Annotated in this window: 21 protein-coding genes and 1 pseudogene; 4 read left to right on the forward strand and 18 right to left on the reverse strand. The window is 66.7% G+C overall.

What is annotated here, in order from left to right; genetic code table 11:
- Both AC1DW9_RS19425 and AC1DW9_RS19430 read left to right on the forward strand, forming a co-directional pair.
- On the forward strand, nucleotides 1-212 hold a 212-nt coding region (locus AC1DW9_RS19425), incomplete at its 5' end, for an IS3 family transposase (RefSeq protein ID WP_476855160.1).
- 226 nt (nucleotides 213-438) lie between these two features.
- On the forward strand, nucleotides 439-900 hold the full coding sequence (locus AC1DW9_RS19430) for a translation initiation factor 2 (RefSeq protein ID WP_441504739.1): 462 nt from the start codon (nucleotides 439-441) through the stop codon (nucleotides 898-900).
- A 35-nt stretch (nucleotides 901-935) separates the two neighbouring features.
- Here the strand turns inward: AC1DW9_RS19430 and AC1DW9_RS19435 are convergent, their stop codons facing one another.
- The 6 genes from AC1DW9_RS19435 to AC1DW9_RS19460 all read right to left on the reverse strand — a co-directional run bounded on the left by AC1DW9_RS19435 (nucleotide 936) and on the right by AC1DW9_RS19460 (nucleotide 5,269).
- Entirely contained in the window at nucleotides 936-1,514 is a 579-nt protein-coding gene (locus AC1DW9_RS19435; protein ID WP_441488680.1) for a MerR family transcriptional regulator, read from the reverse strand.
- Nucleotides 1,511-1,825: an integration host factor subunit alpha gene (locus AC1DW9_RS19440; protein WP_069876977.1), complete on the reverse strand. Its 315-nt coding sequence runs from the start codon at nucleotides 1,823-1,825 to the stop codon at nucleotides 1,511-1,513. Before AC1DW9_RS19440 ends, AC1DW9_RS19435 begins: the two co-directional genes overlap by 4 nt.
- Nucleotides 1,826-2,013: 188 nt before the next feature.
- Nucleotides 2,014-2,991: a beta-ketoacyl-ACP synthase III gene (locus AC1DW9_RS19445; RefSeq protein WP_441504740.1), complete on the reverse strand. Its 978-nt coding sequence runs from the start codon at nucleotides 2,989-2,991 to the stop codon at nucleotides 2,014-2,016.
- Nucleotides 2,992-3,002: 11 nt separating this feature from the next.
- Complete coding sequence (gene plsX / locus AC1DW9_RS19450; RefSeq protein WP_069876979.1) at nucleotides 3,003-4,058, reverse strand: phosphate acyltransferase PlsX; 1,056 nt, start codon at nucleotides 4,056-4,058, stop codon at nucleotides 3,003-3,005.
- Nucleotides 4,059-4,170: 112 nt separating this feature from the next.
- The gene (locus AC1DW9_RS19455; RefSeq protein WP_441504741.1) at nucleotides 4,171-4,731 is read right to left on the reverse strand and encodes a YceD family protein; all 561 of its coding nucleotides are present in this window, start codon (nucleotides 4,729-4,731) and stop codon (nucleotides 4,171-4,173) included.
- Nucleotides 4,724-5,269 carry a ubiquinol-cytochrome C chaperone family protein gene (locus AC1DW9_RS19460; RefSeq protein ID WP_441504742.1) on the reverse strand — a complete coding sequence of 182 codons (546 nt, stop codon included), beginning with the start codon at nucleotides 5,267-5,269 and terminating at the stop codon, nucleotides 4,724-4,726. Before AC1DW9_RS19460 ends, AC1DW9_RS19455 begins: the two co-directional genes overlap by 8 nt.
- Nucleotides 5,270-5,393: 124 nt before the next feature.
- On the opposite strand from AC1DW9_RS19460, the gene AC1DW9_RS19465 reads away from it, so the two are divergent.
- Entirely contained in the window at nucleotides 5,394-5,906 is a 513-nt protein-coding gene (locus AC1DW9_RS19465; RefSeq protein WP_441488685.1) for an outer membrane protein assembly factor BamE, read from the forward strand.
- A gap of 178 nt (nucleotides 5,907-6,084) precedes the next feature.
- Here the strand turns inward: AC1DW9_RS19465 and AC1DW9_RS19470 are convergent.
- The 11 genes and pseudogenes from AC1DW9_RS19470 to glyA all read right to left on the reverse strand — a co-directional run.
- A pseudogene (locus AC1DW9_RS19470) lies at nucleotides 6,085-7,035 on the reverse strand (DMT family transporter); the annotation flags it as partial.
- A gap of 226 nt (nucleotides 7,036-7,261) precedes the next feature.
- Nucleotides 7,262-9,418 carry a sodium-translocating pyrophosphatase gene (locus AC1DW9_RS19475; protein WP_441504743.1) on the reverse strand — a complete coding sequence of 719 codons (2,157 nt, stop codon included), beginning with the start codon at nucleotides 9,416-9,418 and terminating at the stop codon, nucleotides 7,262-7,264.
- 251 nt (nucleotides 9,419-9,669) lie between these two features.
- Nucleotides 9,670-10,467: a (S)-ureidoglycine aminohydrolase gene (gene allE, locus AC1DW9_RS19480; protein ID WP_441504744.1), complete on the reverse strand. Its 798-nt coding sequence runs from the start codon at nucleotides 10,465-10,467 to the stop codon at nucleotides 9,670-9,672.
- 76 nt (nucleotides 10,468-10,543) lie between these two features.
- Complete coding sequence (locus AC1DW9_RS19485; protein ID WP_476776834.1) at nucleotides 10,544-11,749, reverse strand: MFS transporter; 1,206 nt, start codon at nucleotides 11,747-11,749, stop codon at nucleotides 10,544-10,546.
- Nucleotides 11,750-11,795: 46 nt separating this feature from the next.
- Nucleotides 11,796-12,794 carry a thiamine-phosphate kinase gene (thiL, locus tag AC1DW9_RS19490; protein ID WP_476855161.1) on the reverse strand — a complete coding sequence of 333 codons (999 nt, stop codon included), beginning with the start codon at nucleotides 12,792-12,794 and terminating at the stop codon, nucleotides 11,796-11,798.
- 7 nt (nucleotides 12,795-12,801) lie between these two features.
- Nucleotides 12,802-13,269: a transcription antitermination factor NusB gene (nusB, locus tag AC1DW9_RS19495; protein WP_441478347.1), complete on the reverse strand. Its 468-nt coding sequence runs from the start codon at nucleotides 13,267-13,269 to the stop codon at nucleotides 12,802-12,804.
- Nucleotides 13,266-13,775, reverse strand: coding sequence for a 6,7-dimethyl-8-ribityllumazine synthase (gene ribH / locus AC1DW9_RS19500; protein ID WP_441504746.1), 510 nt, complete (start codon nucleotides 13,773-13,775; stop codon nucleotides 13,266-13,268). Before ribH ends, nusB begins: the two co-directional genes overlap by 4 nt.
- Nucleotides 13,776-13,809: 34 nt before the next feature.
- Complete coding sequence (locus tag AC1DW9_RS19505) at nucleotides 13,810-14,457, reverse strand: riboflavin synthase (RefSeq protein WP_441504747.1); 648 nt, start codon at nucleotides 14,455-14,457, stop codon at nucleotides 13,810-13,812.
- A complete protein-coding gene (gene ribD / locus AC1DW9_RS19510) occupies nucleotides 14,457-15,587 on the reverse strand; it encodes a bifunctional diaminohydroxyphosphoribosylaminopyrimidine deaminase/5-amino-6-(5-phosphoribosylamino)uracil reductase RibD (RefSeq protein ID WP_476768162.1) in 1,131 nt (376 codons plus the stop codon). Before ribD ends, AC1DW9_RS19505 begins: the two co-directional genes overlap by 1 nt.
- The gene (gene nrdR / locus AC1DW9_RS19515) at nucleotides 15,580-16,077 is read right to left on the reverse strand and encodes a transcriptional regulator NrdR (RefSeq protein ID WP_441488694.1); all 498 of its coding nucleotides are present in this window, start codon (nucleotides 16,075-16,077) and stop codon (nucleotides 15,580-15,582) included. The genes ribD and nrdR overlap by 8 nt, the downstream gene beginning before the upstream one ends.
- A gap of 39 nt (nucleotides 16,078-16,116) precedes the next feature.
- Entirely contained in the window at nucleotides 16,117-17,418 is a 1,302-nt protein-coding gene (glyA, locus tag AC1DW9_RS19520; protein ID WP_476855162.1) for a serine hydroxymethyltransferase, read from the reverse strand.
- A 214-nt stretch (nucleotides 17,419-17,632) separates the two neighbouring features.
- Here glyA and nhaA point away from each other — a divergent pair, with 214 nt between their 5' ends.
- Entirely contained in the window at nucleotides 17,633-18,841 is a 1,209-nt protein-coding gene (gene nhaA / locus AC1DW9_RS19525; protein ID WP_441504750.1) for a Na+/H+ antiporter NhaA, read from the forward strand.
- 32 nt (nucleotides 18,842-18,873) lie between these two features.
- Here the strand turns inward: nhaA and AC1DW9_RS19530 are convergent, their stop codons facing one another.
- Nucleotides 18,874-19,533 carry a GntR family transcriptional regulator gene (locus tag AC1DW9_RS19530; RefSeq protein WP_441488697.1) on the reverse strand — a complete coding sequence of 220 codons (660 nt, stop codon included), beginning with the start codon at nucleotides 19,531-19,533 and terminating at the stop codon, nucleotides 18,874-18,876.
- Between the last annotated feature and the right edge of the window lie 143 nt (nucleotides 19,534-19,676).

Below are 19,676 nucleotides of genomic sequence, written 5' to 3' on the forward strand. Positions count from 1 at the left end.
TCAAGGAAGCGACCGTCAAGCGCTTCCACTATGACGATCATCGCCAGTTCGAGGCGCACCTCACAGACTTCGTTGTCGCCTACAATTTCGGCCGCCGGCTGAAGACCCTTAGGGGGCTCACACCCTACGAGTTCATCTGCAAATGCTGGACTTCAGAGCCAGAACGATTCAGGCTCGATCCAATCCATCAAATGCCGGGACTGAACAACTAGGCCGCGCCTCTGCCGGTTGGGAAGGAGCGCGCCACCGCTGACCTCTGCATGGCTCTCATGGCCAGCTCCTTCGCGGGAGCCCGACCGACATACCCCTACGTTAGTCTTGTGCATAAGGCTCGTGCCGCCCCCAGGAGTTCCGCCTGCGGCATGGCGCCCCGTTCGGGCGCTGACTACGGGCATTGCACCGGCATTGCCGGTGGGGGCAACAAGGGGCCAAGCAAAGATGAATCTGGGGAAATGGGTGGGCTTGATTGCGGTCGCCGCGGCGTTGGGCGGCTGCGCCACCGTCACACGGGGTACGACAAGCCAGGTTACGATCGACAGCATTCCGCCGGGCGCAGACGCACGCACCTCGACCGGGCATAGCTGCCCATCGACGCCCTGCACGATCGAGGTCAGCCGCAAGTCGGAGTTCACGGTCAGCTACAGCAAGCGCGGCTTCCACGACGCCCAGATTCCGGTCGCGACCCGGGTCGCCGGGGCCGGGGCCGCCGGTTTCGCTGGAAACGTCATCGTCGGAGGCATCGTCGGAATGGGCGTCGACGCCGCGACGGGCTCGACGCTGGAGCACTATCCCAATCCCGTCGTCGCCACGCTGGTGCCGACCTCGAGGATCGAAAGCCGCACGCGCAGCTCGCGCTTCAGCCGCCGCCTGCGCGCGGCACGGGCCACGCCGGTTTCCTGATCTCTGGGAAGACAGCCAATCGCGATGCGGGCCTCTCAGCCCGCGTCGCCGCCGAGCTCCGGCTGCAGCACGCCGCGCAGGACGCGCTGGCATTCCGTCATTTCGACGAGCGCGGCTCTCAGCAGGACAAGATCCTCGCCGAACTCGGCCCGGTGATCGGGCTCCTCCGGCTGCGCCGGCTCCATATCGAGCTGCCAGGGCAATTCATCGTCGGAGCCTTCCGGTGCGTTCGCCGGCGCGGGCCGACGCGGCGCCGGCACGGGTGCGGCAACCGCGGCGGGAGCCTGCCCGCCGATCGGCCCGCCCCGGCCAATGGCCTGGACATGGCGCGGCCCCTGATCCTTCAGGATCCGCTGCAAGCCCTTGATGGTATAGCCCTCGCCGTAAAGCAGCCGGCGAATGCCCTTCAGGAGGGCGACATCGTCCGGCCGGTAATAGCGCCGGCCGCCACCGCGCTTGAGTGGCTTGATCTGGGTAAAGCGCGTTTCCCAGAAACGCAGGACATGCTGGGGGATGTCGAGGTCGTCTGCGACCTCGCTGATTGTCCGGAAGGCATCTGGGCTCTTGGTGTCCAATTCGGCCTCTACGTTGCCGGTGTGGAACTCCAGACTCACTCCTCGTCGCCCTCGCCCGCCTGCCCGTTGATGCGCGCCTTCATCACATTCGAAGGCTTGAACACCATCACGCGACGCGGCTCGATGGGGACCTCAACGCCCGTTTTCGGATTACGCCCGATTCGCTCGCCTTTGTCTCGCACGACGAACGAGCCAAAGGACGATAATTTCACATTCTCGCCGCGCGCGACCGCATCGCAGATCTCGTCGAGCACCGCTTCGACAAGTTTCGACGACTCTGTCCGCGACAGACCGATCTTCTGATACACAGCCTCGCACAAATCGGCGCGAGTGACCGTTTGCCCCGCCATTCATAGCCTCCAAGGCGTTCATGGGCCGGTGACCTCGTCACCAGCCTTGCGCCATTACGGACGCCGGACGCTATGCGTCCCGGACGGTCCGGTCAATCCTCGAGCGCCGTTTAGTAGCGCCCTCGGTCGAAATGGCAAAAAAAGGGAAGAGAAACTGTCCTAAGTGCCAGCGTTCTCAGCTGAAATGCTCACCAGCGGATCAAGGCCGACCCCCAGGTGAAGCCGCCGCCCATCGCCTCGATCAGGACGAGCTGGCCGGGCTGGATTCGCCCGTCGTGATGGGCCTCCGCCAGAGCCAGCGGAATCGAGGCGGCCGAGGTGTTGCCGTGCCTGTCGACGGTCACCACGACGCGGTCATGCGCGATGCCGAGCTTGTCGGCGGTGGCATCGATGATGCGCCGGTTGGCCTGGTGCGGCACGAACCAGTCGATGTCGTTGCCGCTGAGCCCGGTCGCGGCGAAGGTGTGGCGGACGGTATCGGCGAGGTTCTGCACCGCATGGCGGAAGACCTCCTTGCCCTCCATGCGCAGGAAACCGACCGTCTTGGTCGAGCCTGCGCCGCCATCGACATAGAGCTTGTTCTTGTAGCGCCCGTCGGAGCGGATATGCGTTGTCAGGACACCGCGGTCGGCCAGCGTGCCCTCCCCCTGCTCCGCCTTGAGCACGACGGCACCGGCGCCATCGCCGAACAGGACGCAGGTGGTGCGGTCTTCCCAGTCGAGAATCCGGGAGAAGGTCTCGGCGCCGATCACGAGCGCGGCGCGGGCACTGCCCGTCTTGATGAAATTATCCGCGGTCGCGAGGCCGAAGACGAAGCCGGAGCAGACCGCCTGCAGGTCGAAGGCCGCGCCTTCGGTGATGCCCAGCGCCGCCTGGATCTGGGTCGCGGTTGCCGGAAAGGTATGGTCCGGCGTCGCGGTCGCGACGATGATCAGGTCGATCTCGGAGGCATCCATGCCGGCATCGGCCAGGGCCGCCTGCGCCGCCCTGAGGCCGACGACCGAGGTCGGCTCGTCATCGGCCGCAATATGGCGCTGGCGGATACCGGTGCGCTGGACGATCCACTCGTCGGTCGTGTCGACGCGCTCGGCAAGCTCGGCATTGGTGACGATGCGCTCCGGCAGATAGGAGCCGCATCCGCAAACCACAGATCGCAGAATGGACAAGTCAGAGATCCCTATTCGACGGCAGCGGCCTGAGGCGCCGTCTCCGGCTGCACCGAGGCAGCCACCATCTCGCGCAGCTTGGCCATCAGGTCATCGCGCGCCATCTCATAAGCCAGTTCGGTCGCGCTGGCGAAACCGATCGCGTCCGTCCCGCCATGGCTCTTGATGACGATGCCTTCGAGCCCGAGGAAGACGCCGCCATTGACCTTGCGCGGATCCATCTTGTCCTTCAACGCGGCAAATGCGCCACGTGCGAAGAGATAGCCGATCTTGGCCATCAGCGACCGGCTCATCGCGGCGCGCAGATACTCGCCGATCTGCCGGGCGGTGCCCTCGGCCGTCTTCAGGGCGATGTTGCCGGTGAAGCCCTCGGTCACCACGACGTCGACCGTGCCCTTGCCGAGGTCGTCGCCCTCGACGAAGCCGCGATAGTCGAGATGCGGCAGGTTGCCCTCGCGCAGGATGCGACCGGCCTCCTTGACGGCCTCGACGCCCTTGATCTCCTCGACTCCGACATTGAGCAGGCCGACGGTCGGCCGGTCGAGATCGAAGACGACGCGGGCCATGGCCGCGCCCATCACCGCGAGATCGACGAGATGGCGCGCATCGGCGCCGATCGTCGCGCCGACATCGAGCACCACGCTCTCGCCGCGCACCGTCGGCCAGAGCGCCGCGATCGCCGGGCGGTCGACCTGCGGCATCGACTTCAGGCAGAATTTCGACATCGCCATCAGCGCGCCGGTATTGCCGGCCGAGACCGTGACATCGGCCTCTCCGGTCTTGGTCGCGTCGATGGCACGCCACATCGAGGACTTGTAACGGCCATAGCGCAGGGCCTGGCTCGGCTTGTCGTCCATCTTCACCGACACTTCGGTGTGGTGGAAGGTCGTCACCGCCTTGAGCTTCGGGTGGGCCTCCAGAAGCGGCAGGACCTGGGCCTGATCGCCGAAGATGACGAAGCGCGCGTCGGGCCGCCGCTCGAGGGTCAGCGCCGCGCCTGGCACGACGACGGCAGGGCCATGGTCCCCGCCCATCGCATCGAGCGCGATTGTAACTGGTCGTTTCATTGGGTGCTGATTGTTCCCGAGGGGCTCGGCCGCTGTGGCGCAAAATAGGGCGGCGGCGGACAATAGCGACTTGGCGAGCCGCCGCAAGCCACTGCGCGTGCCGGTAAAGCCGTCATTCGCCGCGTTTCAGTTTGGCCAGGGCCGCAAAGGGCGATGCAAGCGCCGGGTCGTCGACCTGCGCTTCGAAATTCACTCCGGGCTTGCGCGGATAGGGATCGAGCCCGAGCGCCAGGAACTCGAGGGTGATCGCGCCAAGGTCGATCATGCCGTCGATGATCGGCTCCGGCGGGTCCTCCTCGTTGAGCATGACCTCGATGTCGATCTCGCCCTTCTTCTCGTCCTCCTCCTCGCGGCGGGCGGCGGCGAGAACCTCGGCCTCCGGCGCGAAATCGAGTTTCACGGGCAGCTTGATGCTGACCGGGAAGGCCTCGAGCGTGATGATGCAGGTCTGATGCAGCTGCGCCGCGATCTCGCCCTCCAGCTTCACGCGCTCGCCATTGCGGGCGAGTTCATAGCGCGCCTCGAGCGCTTCGATCGAAGGCAGGTCGAGCGCACGGGCGAGCCCGACGAGCGCAGAGCCCTCGGGCCTGACCACGATATGGGTGCCACGCGGCTTGATCGTCTCGACGCGGACGGGCTGGCTCAGCGGCAAGGCACGAGCGGAATCAGACACTGGGGGTACTTTCGTGAACCGGGAATGCAGGAAAGAGAGTCTCCTGCCCCAAAATTGCGTCAAGATCGAGCTGCGACAGACGTTCCAGCGCCTGGCCGACATAATCGGCCAGGGCTGTCGCCCCCTCGCCCGGGCTGACATTGCGGCGCAAGGCCTCGGCCAGCGCGCCCGGCTCAGGCGCAGCGAGCGCACTCTCATAGGCCTTGATGCGGCCGTAGAAGCTCTGCCCGATCTTCTTCATGCGCTTGGGCACGGCGATGTCGCTGATCCCGCCCTGGCGGAAGCCGAGCTCAAGATAGGCGAAGCAGGCATCGACGAAATCCTGCGCCAGATCGCTGGCCGGCGCCGGAAGTTCGCGCAGGCGCCGCAGAATCAGGAAGGCATGCAGCGTCAGCGATTCGAAGCGCCCTTCGAACGTGTCGGGGATGCCGCCGCCGATATAAAGACCGGGCTGGCGCGACGCGTCAGCCACGCGGGCCAGCAGCGCCTCGACCGGCGCGAGCCTTTTTGCGCGTTTTCCGAACAAGCCGAAGATCACCAGCGCATCTCCGCTCGCCGCCACTGCCTTGCCAAAGCCATTCTCGGGCGTTACGCCAACCTCTACCCGTTTGACAAGCGGCTTCGGATACCTCCTTGCCCACTCTGCTCCTGGATTCTCCCGCATGATCGACATGACCCGCCGCGCGGCCCTCTTCGGCCTTCTCGCGACCTCGTCACTCGCTCTAGCCGGATGCGGAGCAGATCGGGGCGGATTCGTCCTGCCGACATCGGCGGGGCTGAACGAACAATACACCCGCGGCTTCGTCATGGACGAGCGCCTGGTCGCGCAGATCAAGACCGGCATGGACGTGCAGCAGGTGCTGACCATACTGGGCACGCCCTCGACGACCTCGACCGTCGGGAACCGGACCTTCTACTATATCAGCCAGACGGTGCGCCGGCGCTTCCAGTTCCAGGAACCCAGCGTCATCGACCAGAAGGTGCTGGTGATCTATTTCAACAAGTCCTTCAAGGTCGAGCGCATCGCCCAGTACGGCCTCCAGGACGGCGTGATCTTCGACTTCATCAGCCGCACCACCGTCACCGGCGGCGAGGAGCAGAGCTTCCTGCGCAACCTCTTCCGCGGCGTCACCAAGTTCTCGCCGCTCGGCGGCCTGGGCGGGGCCAGCAACTGAGCCGACCCGACCGGAATGACCGAACACGAGAAACCCCTGCGGCCCACGCCGCAGGGGTTTTTCTTTGGGTTGCGGCATTCGCCAGAGCATCGGACCGAAAGGTGGAATCCGGTTTTCGGAAAAATCCGATGCTTGACCAAAGAGCTCGATCGCCGCTCCTGCGTCCGAATGGACGCACGGCGATCTGGGCCGGCTGCGCCAGCTTGCGCTCGGGCAGCGTCATCGCGATCACGCCCAGGATGACCAGGGTGAGCCCCACCCAGGCCGTCGGGCTCAGGCGCTCGCCGAGGAAGACGATGCCGATCGCGACGCCGACCGGCACGCGCAGATAGGACACCGCCGTGGTGCCGACGGGACCAAGCGTCCGGATCAGCCGGAAATAGATGGCGAAGGCGAGCGCGGTCGAGACCGCCGCCAGCGCCAGGAGCGCGATCAGCGAATCCTGCGAAGGGCTCAGCGTCCAGGGCCGGTCGACGACCAGCGCGACCGGCGTGAGCAGGGCTGCCCCGCAGATCAGCGAACCGGCGGCGGGGATGAGCGGATCGAAGCCGGTGAAGTTGCGGCCGAACAGGGCAGCGCAGGCATAGCAGACCGTGGCAAGTACGATGGCGATCTGCGCGGCCAGTTCGCTGCCGAACCCGCCCAGCGTCTGCATGCCGACCACCAGGGTGATGCCAGCAAGCCCGGCTGCGACGCCGAAGGCCTTGCGCAGGTCGACCTCCCGGCTCCGCGTCAGCGCCAGCGTGATCAGGAAGACGAAGACCGGGGTCGTCGCATTCAGGATCGCGGCAAGGCCGGCATCGACGCTGCGCTCGGCCCAGGCGATCAGGGTGAAGGGAACGGCGCTGTTCAGGCAGGCCTGGAACAGGAACTTGCGCCAGCTGTCGAGGTCGCGCGGCAGCCTCAGGCCGCAGCAGCGGATGACCGCCAACAGGATCACGCCTGCGATCAGGGTACGCCCGGCAATCAGGGTCAGCGGCGGAATCGTCTCCACGCCGATCTTGATGAAGATGTAGGAGCCGCCCCAGAGGGTGGCGAGCAGGACCAGCAGGGCAAGCTCGACGGCGTGCCCGGACTCGACCTCCCCGGACTTGACCTCGGCGGGTGCAGCAGCGGCCTGGATCGTCATGATGGCTCTCCTTCTGTTGGAGAGACCATGCCATCGCGGGCCGCCCGGAGCTTGCAGGAACGCTACGGTCCCGGCCGTAGCTTCAGATCCTGATTCAAGTGGTCGCCATCCTGATTCAAGACGGGCCGCCAAGCCGTTGCAACATCAAGGGAAAGCCCTTGAGCGATCAAAGAAGAACCCCGCGGATTGCTCCGCGGGGCAGTGTCTCCGTGCCGTGCCGACCGGCTCAGGAATGCGCCAGGATCGCCAGCAGCAGCAGCGCGATGATGTTGGTGATCTTGATCGCGGGGTTCACCGCCGGGCCGGCGGTATCCTTGTAGGGGTCGCCGACGGTGTCGCCGGTCACCGAGGCCTTGTGCGCCTCGGAGCCCTTCATGTGGCGCACGCCGTCCTTGTCGACGAAGCCGTCCTCGAAGCTCTTCTTGGCGTTGTCCCAGGCGCCGCCGCCCGAGGTCATCGAGATGGCGACGAAGATGCCGGTGACGATGACGCCCATCAGCATGGCACCGACCGAGGCGAAGGCCTGGTTGCGGCCGGCAATGGCGTTGATGGCGAAGAAGGTGACGATCGGCGCAAGGACCGGCAGCAGCGAGGGCACGATCATCTCCTTGATCGCGGCCTTGGTCAGCATGTCGACGGCGCGGCCGTAATCCGGCCTGTCCGTACCCAGCATGATGCCGGGCTTCTCCTTGAACTGGCGACGCACCTCCTCGACGACGGAGCCGGCGGCGCGGCCGACCGCGGTCATGCCCATGCCGCCGAAGAGGAAGGGGATGAGGCCGCCGAGCAGCAGGCCGACGACGACGAAGGGGTTGGACAGGCTGAAATCGACCGTGACGCCCTTGAAGTACTGGAAGCTGGTCGAGCCCGCCTTGTTGGCCTCGGCGATGAAGAAGTTCAGGTCCGAGGTGTAGGCTGCAAACAGCACCAGGGCGCCGAGACCGGCGGAGCCGATCGCATAGCCCTTGGTGACGGCCTTGGTGGTGTTGCCGACCGCATCGAGCGCATCGGTGGAGTGGCGCACCTCCTTGGGCAGGCCCGCCATCTCGGCGATGCCGCCGGCATTGTCGGTGACCGGGCCGAAGGCATCGAGCGCGACGACGACGCCGGCCAGCGCCAGCATGGCCGTGGTGGCGATTGCGATGCCGAACAGGCCGGCCAGCGTGTAGGAGACGATGATGCCGGCGATGATCACGATGGTCGGCGCCGCGGTCGATTCCAGCGAGACCGCGAGGCCCTGGATGACGTTGGTGCCATGGCCGGTGACCGAGGCCTGGGCGATCGAGACCACCGGGCGCTTGCCGGTGCCGGTGTAGTATTCGGTGATGACGACGATGAAGAGCGTCACCGCGAGGCCGACCAGCGCGCAGCCGAACAGGTTGGCGGAGGTGAAGCTGACGCCCTGCCCCGTCGTGAACGCGGTGGAGAAGCTGCCGAACATCAGCCAGTTGACGATGGCGATCGCGCCGACCGACAGCACGCCGGCGGCGATGAAGCCCTTGTAGAGCGCGCCCATGATCGACTGGTTGGCGCCGAGCTTGACGAAGAAGGTGCCGATGATCGAGGTTACGATGCAGGCCGCCCCGATCGCCATCGGATAGAGCATCATCGTGCCGAGCACCGGCTGGCCGGCGAAGAAGATCGCCGAGAGCACCATGGTGGCAACCAGCGTCACGGCATAGGTCTCGAACAGGTCGGCGGCCATGCCGGCGCAGTCGCCGACRTTGTCACCGACATTGTCGGCGATGGTCGCGGGGTTGCGCGGATCATCCTCGGGAATGCCGGCTTCGACCTTGCCGACGAGATCGGCGCCAACATCCGCGCCCTTGGTGAAGATACCGCCGCCGAGGCGGGCGAAAATCGAGATCAGCGAGGCACCGAAGCCCAGCGCCACGAGCGAGTCGATGACGGTGCGGCTCGATGGGGAGAAGCCGAGGAACGAGGTCAGGACGCCGTAATAGACGGCGACGCCGAGCAGGGCGAGGCCGGCGACCAGCATGCCGGTGACCGCGCCCGCCTTGAAGGCGACATCGAGCCCGTCACCGAGCGACTTCATCGCCGCCTGCGCGGTGCGGACATTGGCACGGACCGAGACGTTCATGCCGATGAAGCCGGCCGCGCCGGAGAGGACGGCGCCGATCAGGAAGCCGATGCCGACCCATTGGCCGAGCAGATAGGTCAGGACCACGAAAAGCACCGCGCCGACCATGGCAATCGTAACGTATTGACGCTTCAGATAGGCCTGCGCGCCCTCGGCAACCGCGCCGGAGATTTCCTGCATGCGCTGGTTGCCGGCGTCGCGCTTCATGACATCGCCATAGGCCCAGATGCCGTAGGCTATCGATAGCGCACTCAAAACTATGATGATGAGCAAGGCTGACATTCGGGATTCCTGACCTCGAGCTTCCGTCCAACGGGGCTTCAGACCCCGAATTCATTCGGTTTCTTGGGTCCGGAGACGAAGAATACGGGTCGAGGGAATCGCGCCCGCGTCGCGCATCGCCAGTACCGGCCAACTTTCTGCCAAGCTTTCGACAGAATCGCAAACGCGGAGGCTGACAATTTTACGCAGATGTCAGGGCGAGCCGGCCCGCTTCGAGGCGCGGCCGGCCGTTCGGGAGGTCTATGCGGGCGTCAGAGCGCCACATCCCGGTTGACGTTCTTGTAAAGCAGATAGGCCGCATCGGCAAAGCCGGTCGGGTAGAATTGCTGCGGGCAGTAGCCGCCCATCCAGATGAAATCGCCGGCCCAGATCTCGTGCCATTCGGTGCCGAGGAAATAGAGCCCCTGCCCTTCCAGCATATAGAGCCCGTGCTCCATGACATGGGTCTCGACATCGGGGAAATGCGCGCCGGGCTTGAACCACATCAGGTTCATCTCGAAATCGAAGCGCATGTCGCCCCAGGGCAGCAGGAACTGGAAGCCGCGCCCTTCCGCCCCGGTATGGTTGGTGACCGGGATCTCGTCGCGATGCGACAGGATCGGCTCGGGCGCTGGCAGGCCGATCGCCTCGAAGCGCTTGCGCAGCCCGAGCACGCGCAAGGGCTCGAAACCGGTATTGCTCAGCGTGAAGGCGGTGCCAGGCGGGACATAGGCGAAGTGGCCCGGCCGCAGGTCAAGCGCCGGAGCATCCGCCATGACGAACCGGCCCTGGCCGGAGAGCACATAATAGAAATGCTGGATGCCCTCCTCGCGAAAGGCCTCGGGCGTGCCGCCGCCGGGTGCGATCTCGAGCAGGTACTGCGCGAACTGGGCGCCCAGCACCGGCGCAGCCAGGATCCGCACGATCGTCCCGCTGAAATGCGGCAGCCGGCTGATCAGCACGCCTTCGGGCGGCATGAACGCATAGTTCGGCCGCACCACACCGCGATTATGGCCAATGGCGCCGGGCGGAAACCGGCCTGTCGTGACGGGCAACTGGTGCGGGCGCATCGTATCTCCTGCCGGGTCCTGGGGGATGAAGCTTGTTCTGCGGAGCCTTGCGACCGGCCACGCGCCGGGCCGGCCCTCAGGCCAGCTGGACGCGCTTCTGCGTGGCCTGCCAGGCGACCAGCGCCAGCGCGACGGCCACCGGCGGGAAGACCAGCCAGTTGACGCTCTGCCAGCCGCCGGTGTTCAGCAGCCCGCCAGCCGAGAAGGAGGCGATCGCGACCGAGCCGAAGACGAGGAAGTCGTTGGCGGCCTGGACCTTGACGCGCTCCTCCGGGCGATAGCAGTCGGTGACCAGCGCCGTCGCACCGATGAAGCCGAAATTCCAGCCGATGCCGAGCAGGACCAGCGCGATCCAGAAATGCGCGACGCTGAGCCCGTTCAGGCCGACGACGGCGGCGCAGGCCAGCAGCAACAGGCCGGACGCCGTGACCTTCTCCTTGCCGAAGCGGGCGATCAGCCGGCCGGTGAAGAAGCTCGGCCCGAACATCGAGAGCACGTGCCACTGAATGCCGAGCGCAGCATCGCCGATGCTGTGGCCGCAGCCGACCATGGCCAGCGGCGCAGCCGTCATCACGAAGCTCATCAGGCCATAGGAGACCAGTGCAGCCGTGACCGAGGCGATGAATTTGGGCTGGCGCATGATCTCGGAAAGCGGCCGGCCGCCGCTCGAACGCACGGCCGCAACCGGCGGGGCGCGCAGCATCATGACGACGCCGATCGCCAGCAGCGCGAGCAGCCCCTGCGCCATGAAGCTGGCGGCGAAGGGCGCGTCCGGCGTCAGGTCGCGGGTCCAGTAGACCGATTGCGGGCCGATGACGCCCGCGGCAAGCCCGCCGATCATGACCCAGGAGATGGCGCGCGGCTTGAAGCTCTCGCTCGCAGTGTCAGCCGCCGCGAAGCGGTAGCTCTGCACGAAGGCGCCATAGAGGCCGCACATGAAGGTGCCGAGGCAGAACAGCCAGAAGATCCGGCTCCCCGTGCCGGCGGCGGCGATGCTGGAGGCGATGACGCCGGTCAGCGCCCCGATGAGATAGCCGTTGCGGCGGCCGAGCCGGCGCATCAGCATCGCGGCGGGGATGACGCCGCAAGCGATGCCGAGCTGCATCAGGCTGACCGGTACGGTCGCGAAGGTCTTGTCGGTGACGAGCTGCGAGCCGACGATGCCGCCGAGCGAGACCACGATCGCCGGGTTCGCGCCGCCGAACGCCTGGGCGCAGGCGAGGACGAGGGCATTGCGCTTCGCCAGGGCATCGCCCTCGGCCACGGAAACATGCTGGTTCATCGCTGGGGCCGTCGTTCACATACCGGGCGGCCTGAGCGAGCGGCCCTCAGAAATGGGCGAAGGAGCCTTGCGCGAAGCTGCGCGCCCTGCCCCGTTCGAGATAACGCACCACGCCCAGCTCGGACGTGACCCGGCCGATGCAGGCGAGTCCAAGCCCCGTCGCCTCGGCCGCAGCAGCCATAGCAGGAAATTCCCTTTCTGAGGCCGTGCAGAGAATTTCGTAGTCGTCTCCGCCGGTCCAGGCCAGTTCCGCCAGAGCGGGGTCAGCCATGATCGCGGCGCGGGCCGGGGCCGAGAGCGGAACGGTATCGAGATCGATCTCGGCCCCGATACCGGACGCCGCAACCAGCTTGGCGAGGTCGCCGACGAGCCCGTCCGAGACATCCATGGCGGACGAGGCATGATCCTGCAGGGCAGCCGCCAGCGCCAGGCGCGGGCGCGGATGCAGGTAGYGGTCGGCGAGATAGGCGCGATCGGGCTCGCTAAGTCCGGCGACCCAGTCCGGCTTGGCCGGCGCATGGACCTTGAGGCCGAGCGCGCCGTCGCCGATCGTGCCGGAGACGAGGACAAGATCGCCTGGCTTGGCGCCCGAGCGCAGCACCATGCGCCCGGCCGGAACGCTGCCGAAGGCAGTGATCGAGAGCGTCAGCGGCCCCGGCGTCGAAACGGTATCGCCGCCGACGAGCGGACAGGCGCTCTCGGCCGCGATCTCCCCCAGCCCCTGGGCGAAGCCCGCGAGCCAGGGCTCGGTCCAGCCCTTGGGCAGGACCAGCGAGAGCACGAAGCCCAAGGGAGATGCCCCCTTGGCCGCCAGGTCCGACAGGTTGACCGCGAGCGCCTTGCGGGCGATCGAGGCTGGCGGATCGTCGGGCAGGAAATGCACGCCTGCGACCAGCGCATCCGTCGTGACCACAAGCTCGAAGCCGCGCGCCGGGCGCAGCAACCCGGCATCGTCGCGCAGGCCAAGGCCGCCCGCACCGGCGATCGGCGCGAAATAGCGCGCAATCAGTTCGAACTCGCCGGGTCGTTGGGGAGCGCCGGCCATCAGCGCGTCAGGCGGCCGGCGTGTCGAATTCGTCGGCGCGGAAGTCGCGGGCCATCTTGTCGAGCACGGCGTTGATCATGCCGATCTCCTCGCCTTCGTAGAAGGCACGGGCGACCGCGACATATTCGGAGATCACGGCGCGCGCCGGCACATCCTTGCGGAAGGCGAGTTCATAGGCGCCGCCGCGCAGGATGGCGCGCACCACGGCTTCGACGCGCTTGAGCGGCCAGCCCGCGGCGAGAACGTCATCGACCGAGCGGTCGATCAGGCGCTGTTCGCGGACGACGCCGCCGAGCAGGTCCCGGAAGAAGGCGATCTCAGCCTTGGGAAGCTCGATATCCTCGACCTCCTTGCCGATCCAGAACGCCTCGAACTCGGCCATCGCCTCGATGACGCCGCGTCCGCCGATCTCCATCTCATAGAGCGCCTGCACGACGGAGAGCCGTGCACCGCGACGCAGTTCCGCGCGGCTCATGAGGATTTGTCCGCGAGCGAGCGCTTGTAACGCAGGACGGCGAGCGCCGCTTCCGCCGCGCCGCCGCCCTTGTCCATGTCGGCACGATTGGCGCGGGCCCAGGCCTGGGCATCGTTCTCGACGGTCAGGATGCCGTTGCCGAGCGGCATGGCATAGGCCACCGAGACATCCATCAGCGCGCGCGAGCTTTCGCCGGCGACGATGTCGTAATGGCCGGTCTCGCCACGGATGACGGTGCCGAGCGCGACAACCGCCTCATAGGGGTCGATTGCCTCGTCGGCGGCCCGCAGGCCGATGACGATCGCGGTCGGGATTTCGAGCGCGCCGGGCACGGTCACGACGTCGACGCGGCACTCGGCCTTGTCGAGCACCGCGAGCGCGCCTTCGAGCAGCTCGTCAGCCAGCTTGTCATAGAAGCGCGCCTCGACGACGAGCACGCGTGCGCCGTCCAGGGGAGCGGCGGGAGTTGCGGCCTTATCGGCCGAGATCTGCCGGGGTCCGGCCATCGTTCTTATCCTTGTTGGATTTCAAGTCGGCTGGTTACCCCCCCGGGCTCGCCTCCGCAAGCCGCGCGGCATACCGCGCCATCAGATCGACCTCGACATGAATGCGGTCCCCCTGCTTGCGCTCGCCCCAGGTGGTGACGCTGAAGGAGTGCGGAATCAGCAGGACGGTGAAGACATCGTCCTCGACGCTGTTGACCGTGAGCGAGGTGCCATCGAGGCAAATCGAGCCCTTGGTCGCGATGAAACGCGGCAAACCCTGCGGCGCGCGGATATGGAAGCGCGCGGTTGCGCCCCAGGGCTCGTCGGGATCGGCCGCGATCGGCTCGATCTTCAGGATCGTGCCGACGCCGTCGACATGACCGGTCACCAGATGGCCGCCCAGCTCGTCGCCCATTTTCAGCGAGCGTTCGAGATTGACCTTCGTGCCCGCCTCCCACTCCCCGGCGAGGGTCTTGGACAAGGTCTCGGCAGCGGCCTCGACCTGGAAGATGCAGCCCCCCTCGCCATCTTCGCGGGGCTTCAGAGCCGTCACCGTCAGGCAGATGCCGGCGCAGCAGATCGATGCGCCGATCTCGATTCCCGCGGCCTCGTACGGGCTCGCAATCGCAAGCCGCTTCAGGCTCGGCCCCTTGTTCTGGGCCTCCACGATCGTGCCAATGGCGGTGACGATGCCGGTGAACATCAGGCAATCCTCTCATAACGCTCGAAACGGTCGTGGCCGATCAGGCCACTCTCCGCAAGCCGGTACAGATCGGGGTCGGCCAGCAATCCGGCAAGGGCCGGACGGACGGCGACGATTCCGGGCGAACCCAGCATACGCGGCGAGGTCGAAACGATGACCTCATCAGTCAGGCCCGCCAAAGCCAGTTTCTCGCCGATCGTCGGGCCGCCTTCGGAAAAGACCCGGTTGATGCCGCGCGCGCCGAGCAAATGCAGGGCCTCGCGGAGATCGAGATGACCGTCCGGTCCGGCTGAGACGCGCATGACCTCGACACCTGCCGCGACCAGCTCGGCCTCGTTCGCAACAGGGGCCGTTTCCGCCGCGATCACCCAGACCGGAACCTCGCCTGCCGACTGCACGAGCCGGGAGCCCGGCGGCAGCCGCAGATGCGAATCGAGGATGACCCTGATCGGCGAGCGATGCGCCATTCCCGGCAGGCGGACCGTCAGCATCGGATTATCGGCGAGCACCGAACCGACGCCGAGCATGATCGCGTCGTGATGCGCCCGCTGGAGATGGACCCAGCCATTCGCAGCCTGGCAGGACACCGCGATGGGGCCGCCTGCCGCGCTGCCCGCATAGCCGTCGGCCGTGCGCGCCACCTTGAAGGTCACCATCGGCCGCCCCTCGGTGATGCGCAGGACATAGCCGCGATGGGTGTGCCTGGCCTCGTCTTCGAGAACGCCGGTGGTGACGCTGATGCCAGCGCTGCGCAACAGCGCGAAGCCGAGCCCGCGAAAGCGCGGATTCGGATCGGCCATCGCCACCACGACCCGCTTCACGCCGGCCCGAATGGTGCGCTCGACGCAAGGCGTCGCGGCGCGGATGGTGCGGTGGGAGCAGGGTTCGAGCGTGACATAGAGCGTGCCGCCCGTCGCGGCAGCGCCTGCCCGGTCGAAGGCATGGGCCTCGCCATGGGGCCGGCCACCGATCTGGGTGTGGCCGCGTGCGATCACGACGGGGCCGTCCGGCATGTCCTGCGTGATCAGCGCGCCGACGCTAGGGTTCGTGCCGGTGGTGCCCAGCCCGCGCGCGCCATAGGCGAGGGTCTGCTGCATGAAGGCGCGGTCGAGCGCGCTCTGCTCAGTCATCGCCACGAATGGGCGGAACCACGCCGGCAGCCTCGATCTCGTCGCCGCTGAGCTGGCCGAGTAGCTCCTCGAAATCGCGGGCCTCGCGGAAATTCTTGTAGACCGATGCGAAGCGGACATAGGCGACATCGTCGAGGGATTTCAGCCCCTCCATCACCAGTTCGCCGATGGTGGAGCTCGAAACCTCGCCCTCGCCCGAACTCTCGAGCTGGCGGACGATGCCGTTGACCATGCGCTCGACGCGCTCCGGCGCGACCGGGCGCTTGCGCAAGGCGACCTCGATCGAGGTCTGCAGCTTGTCGCGGTCGAAGAGTGTGCGCCGGCCGGAGCGCTTCACCACGGTGAGCTCGCGCAGCTGCACGCGCTCGAAGGTGGTGAAGCGGCCGCCGCAGTCAGGGCAGACGCGGCGGCGGCGAATCGAGGCGTGATCGTCGGTGGGACGCGAGTCCTTCACCTGGGTCTCGAGGGAGCCGCAATAGGGACAGCGCATCGCGGCTCTTCTCCTTCAGGCGACGGGGTCGCCTTGTCTTCAATAGATCGGGAAACGTGCCGTCAGCTCGTGGGCCTTGGCCTTCACCGCCTGCTCGACGGCGTCATTGGCTTCCTCGCCATGCGCGGCGAGCCCGTCCAGCACCTCGGCGATCAGCTCGCCGACACGCTGGAACTCGGCGACGCCGAAGCCGCGCGAGGTCGCAGCCGGCGTGCCCAGGCGGATGCCGGAGGTGACCATCGGCTTCTCCGGATCGAAGGGAATGCCGTTCTTGTTGCAGGTGATATGGGCGCGACCAAGCGCTGCTTCCGCAGCCTTTCCGGTAATCTTCTTGGAGCGCAGGTCGACCAGCATGAGGTGGTTGTCGGTACCGCCGGTGACGAGGTCGAAGCCCTTGGTCTTCAGCGTCTCGGCCAGCGCCTTGGCGTTCTCGACGACGGCGCGGGCGTAGATCTTGAACTCCGGCTGCAGCGCCTCGTGGAACGAGACCGCCTTGGCGGCGATGACRTGCATCAGGGGGCCGCCCTGGAKGCCGGGGAAGATCGCCGAGTTGATCTTCTTCGCCAGCGCCTCGTCATTGGTCAGGATCATGCCGCCGCGCGGACCGCGCAGGGTCTTGTGCGTGGTGGTGGTGACGACATGGGCGTGCGGGAACGGCGAGGGATGCGCGCCGCCCGCCACCAGGCCGGCGAAATGCGCGATGTCGACCATGAAATAGGCGCCGACCTTGTCGGCGATCTCGCGGAAGCGGGCGAAATCCCAATGACGGGCATAGGCCGAGCCACCGGCGACGATGACCTTGGGCTTGTGCTCGACGGCGAGGCGCTCCATCGCATCATAATCGATGGTCTGGTCGACGACGCAGACGCCGTAGGGCACGACCTTGAACCACTTGCCGGACTGGTTGACCGGGGCGCCATGGGTGAGATGGCCGCCGGCAGCGAGATCGAGGCCCATGAAGGTGTCGCCGGGCTGCATCAGCGCCATGAACACGGCCTGATTGGCCTGGCTGCCGGAATTCGGCTGGACATTGGCGAACTGGCAGTCGAACAGGCGGCAGGCGCGCTCGATCGCCAGCTTCTCGGCGATATCGACGAACTGGCAGCCGCCGTAATAGCGGCGGCCCGGATAGCCTTCCGCGTATTTGTTGGTCATCACCGAGCCCTGCGCCTCGAGCACGGCGCGCGACACGATGTTCTCCGAGGCGATCAGCTCGATCTCGTCGCGCTGGCGACCGAGCTCGAGACCGATGGCACGCGAGATCTCCGGATCGGAATCGGCGAGCGAAGCGCCGAAGAATGAGTTCGAGAGATGCTTCTCGGCAGCGGCGTCACGACTCATGGGATGCTCCATCGGCGCTTCGGATTGCCGCAGGGGCCGGCAAGGGCCATGCGGCAGCCACGCAGTTCTGGCTGTTGCGGAATCTCGCGGCCGAGCCCGCTATCGCGCGCTCCGTAGCACGGTGGGGGCCGCCATTCCAAGGGCCGATGCGGGGTGACATGAGCGCGCGCCGCCTGCACAAAGGGCGGCGACAGCAGCCAGCAAGGAATTGAACGTGACGCAAGACATCGCCGGGAATGCTCCACCTGCCAGGCGCTCGCCATTGAAGGCCCTGCTGGCGAGCGAAGCGGCCGGCGGTCTCCTGCTCATGGGCGTGGCTGCGATAGCCCTGCTGATCGCCAATTCGCCGGCCGCGCCCGCCTATTTCAAGCTGCTCGGCAGCTATGTCGGCGGCCTCAGCGTGCTGCACTGGGTCAATGACGGGCTGATGGCGATCTTCTTCCTGCTCGTCGGGCTGGAGATCAAACGCGAATTCATCGAGGGGCAGCTCTCGACCTGGTCGCGACGCGCCCTGCCCGGCATTGCGGCGCTCGGCGGCATGATCGCGCCCGCCCTGATCTATCTTGCGCTGACGCGCGGAGACCCGGTCGCGATGCGCGGCTGGGCGATCCCGGCGGCAACCGATATCGCCTTCGCGCTCGGCGTGCTCGCCCTGCTCGGGCCCCGCGTGCCGGTCTCGCTCAAGGTCTTCCTGACCGCGCTCGCGATTCTCGACGATCTCGGCGCCGTCCTGATCATCGCCTTGTTCTATACCAGCGAGATCTCGCTGCCGATGCTCGGCATGGCGGGCTTGTGCCTTGCCGTCCTGATCGTTCTCAACCGGACGAACGTGACGCGAATCTGGCTCTATCTCGCCATCGGCGCGTTGCTCTGGTTCTTCCAGCTGAAATCGGGCGTGCACGCGACGCTGGCGGGCGTCATCCTGGCGCTGACGATCCCGATCGGCGACGGCAGCGGCAGCGACGAGCCCGAGCATTCCCCACTGCACATGCTCGAGCACAAGCTGCATCCCTGGGTGTCCTTCGTGATCGTGCCGATCTTCGGCTTCGCCAATGCAGGCGTGTCCTTTGCAGGCATGTCGCCGTCGAGCCTGCTCGCGCCGATTCCGCTCGGCATCGCGCTTGGCCTGTTCATCGGCAAGCAGATCGGCGTCTTCGGCTTCGCCTGGGTGGCGGTGAAGAGCGGACTCGGCACCATGCCGGCCAAGGCGAATTACCTGCAGCTCTACGGCGTCGCACTGCTTTGCGGCATCGGCTTCACGATGAGCCTGTTCATCGGAGCGCTGGCCTTCCCGGAAAATCCCGAACTCGGCGACGCCACCAAGATCGGCGTGCTGATGGGCTCGCTGCTCTCGGCGCTGGCTGGAGCGCTCGTGCTGAAGCTGGCTTCGGCAGGCCCGACCGGCGGCAAGCGCGGAGCCTGAACAGCGCTCCCCCAACTCCGGGGGGAGCGGCCCTAATCGCCGGTCACCAGCCGCCTCAGCCGTTCGCGCTGGGCCGAGCGGATATGGCTGCGCGCGGCTGCATCAGCTGCAACCGGGTCACGGCGCTCGACAGCCACGACCAGGGCCTCGTGTTCGGCATGGGCCTGCGCGGCGCGGACGGGGTCAAGCAGGGTCGAAGGGCCGAGCAGCGCGCGGGCGTCACGCAAAGCGTTCAGGGTCTTGAGCAGATAGCGATTATGCGCTGCGCCGTAGAGCGCGGAATGGAAGCGCTCGTTGTGGCGCGCCAGATCCTGCGGCTGCGCGAGCAACCCGGCCTCCAGCGTATGGAGATCGCGCAGCGCCTCGATTTCGACCTCTGCGGCATGGCGCGCGGCGAAGGCAGCCGCCGTGCCCTCGAGCACCTCGCGCATCGCATAGAGTTCCGACACCGCCTGATGATCGAGCGAGGCGACGACGAGACTGCGCGATTCGCGCGTGAAGAAGCCCTCCGCCTCGAGCCGGCGCACCGCCTCGCGCAGCGGCGTGCGGCTCATCTGCATATGCTTCGCCAGATCCTCCTCGCGCAGCCTGGCTCCGGGACGAAGCTCCCCACTGGCGATCGCGTCGCGCAAGCGCGCATAGGCCTGGCCTGCCAGCGAGGGCGCGGGCTGCATGTCGGCAAAATCACCCAAGACCATCTCCTCGCTTCGTCCGGCGCGCGCTCCGCCGGTCACGCGTGATCGCGTGAGCCAGCGCCGAAATCAACGCTTGCCTCGTATCAATTCATCTCAGTATAATTCGGTATACCGAAATTGAGAAACCGTCGGCGAGAGAC

The sequence above is a fragment of the Allobosea sp. P4_E12 genome (genome assembly GCF_056401655.1).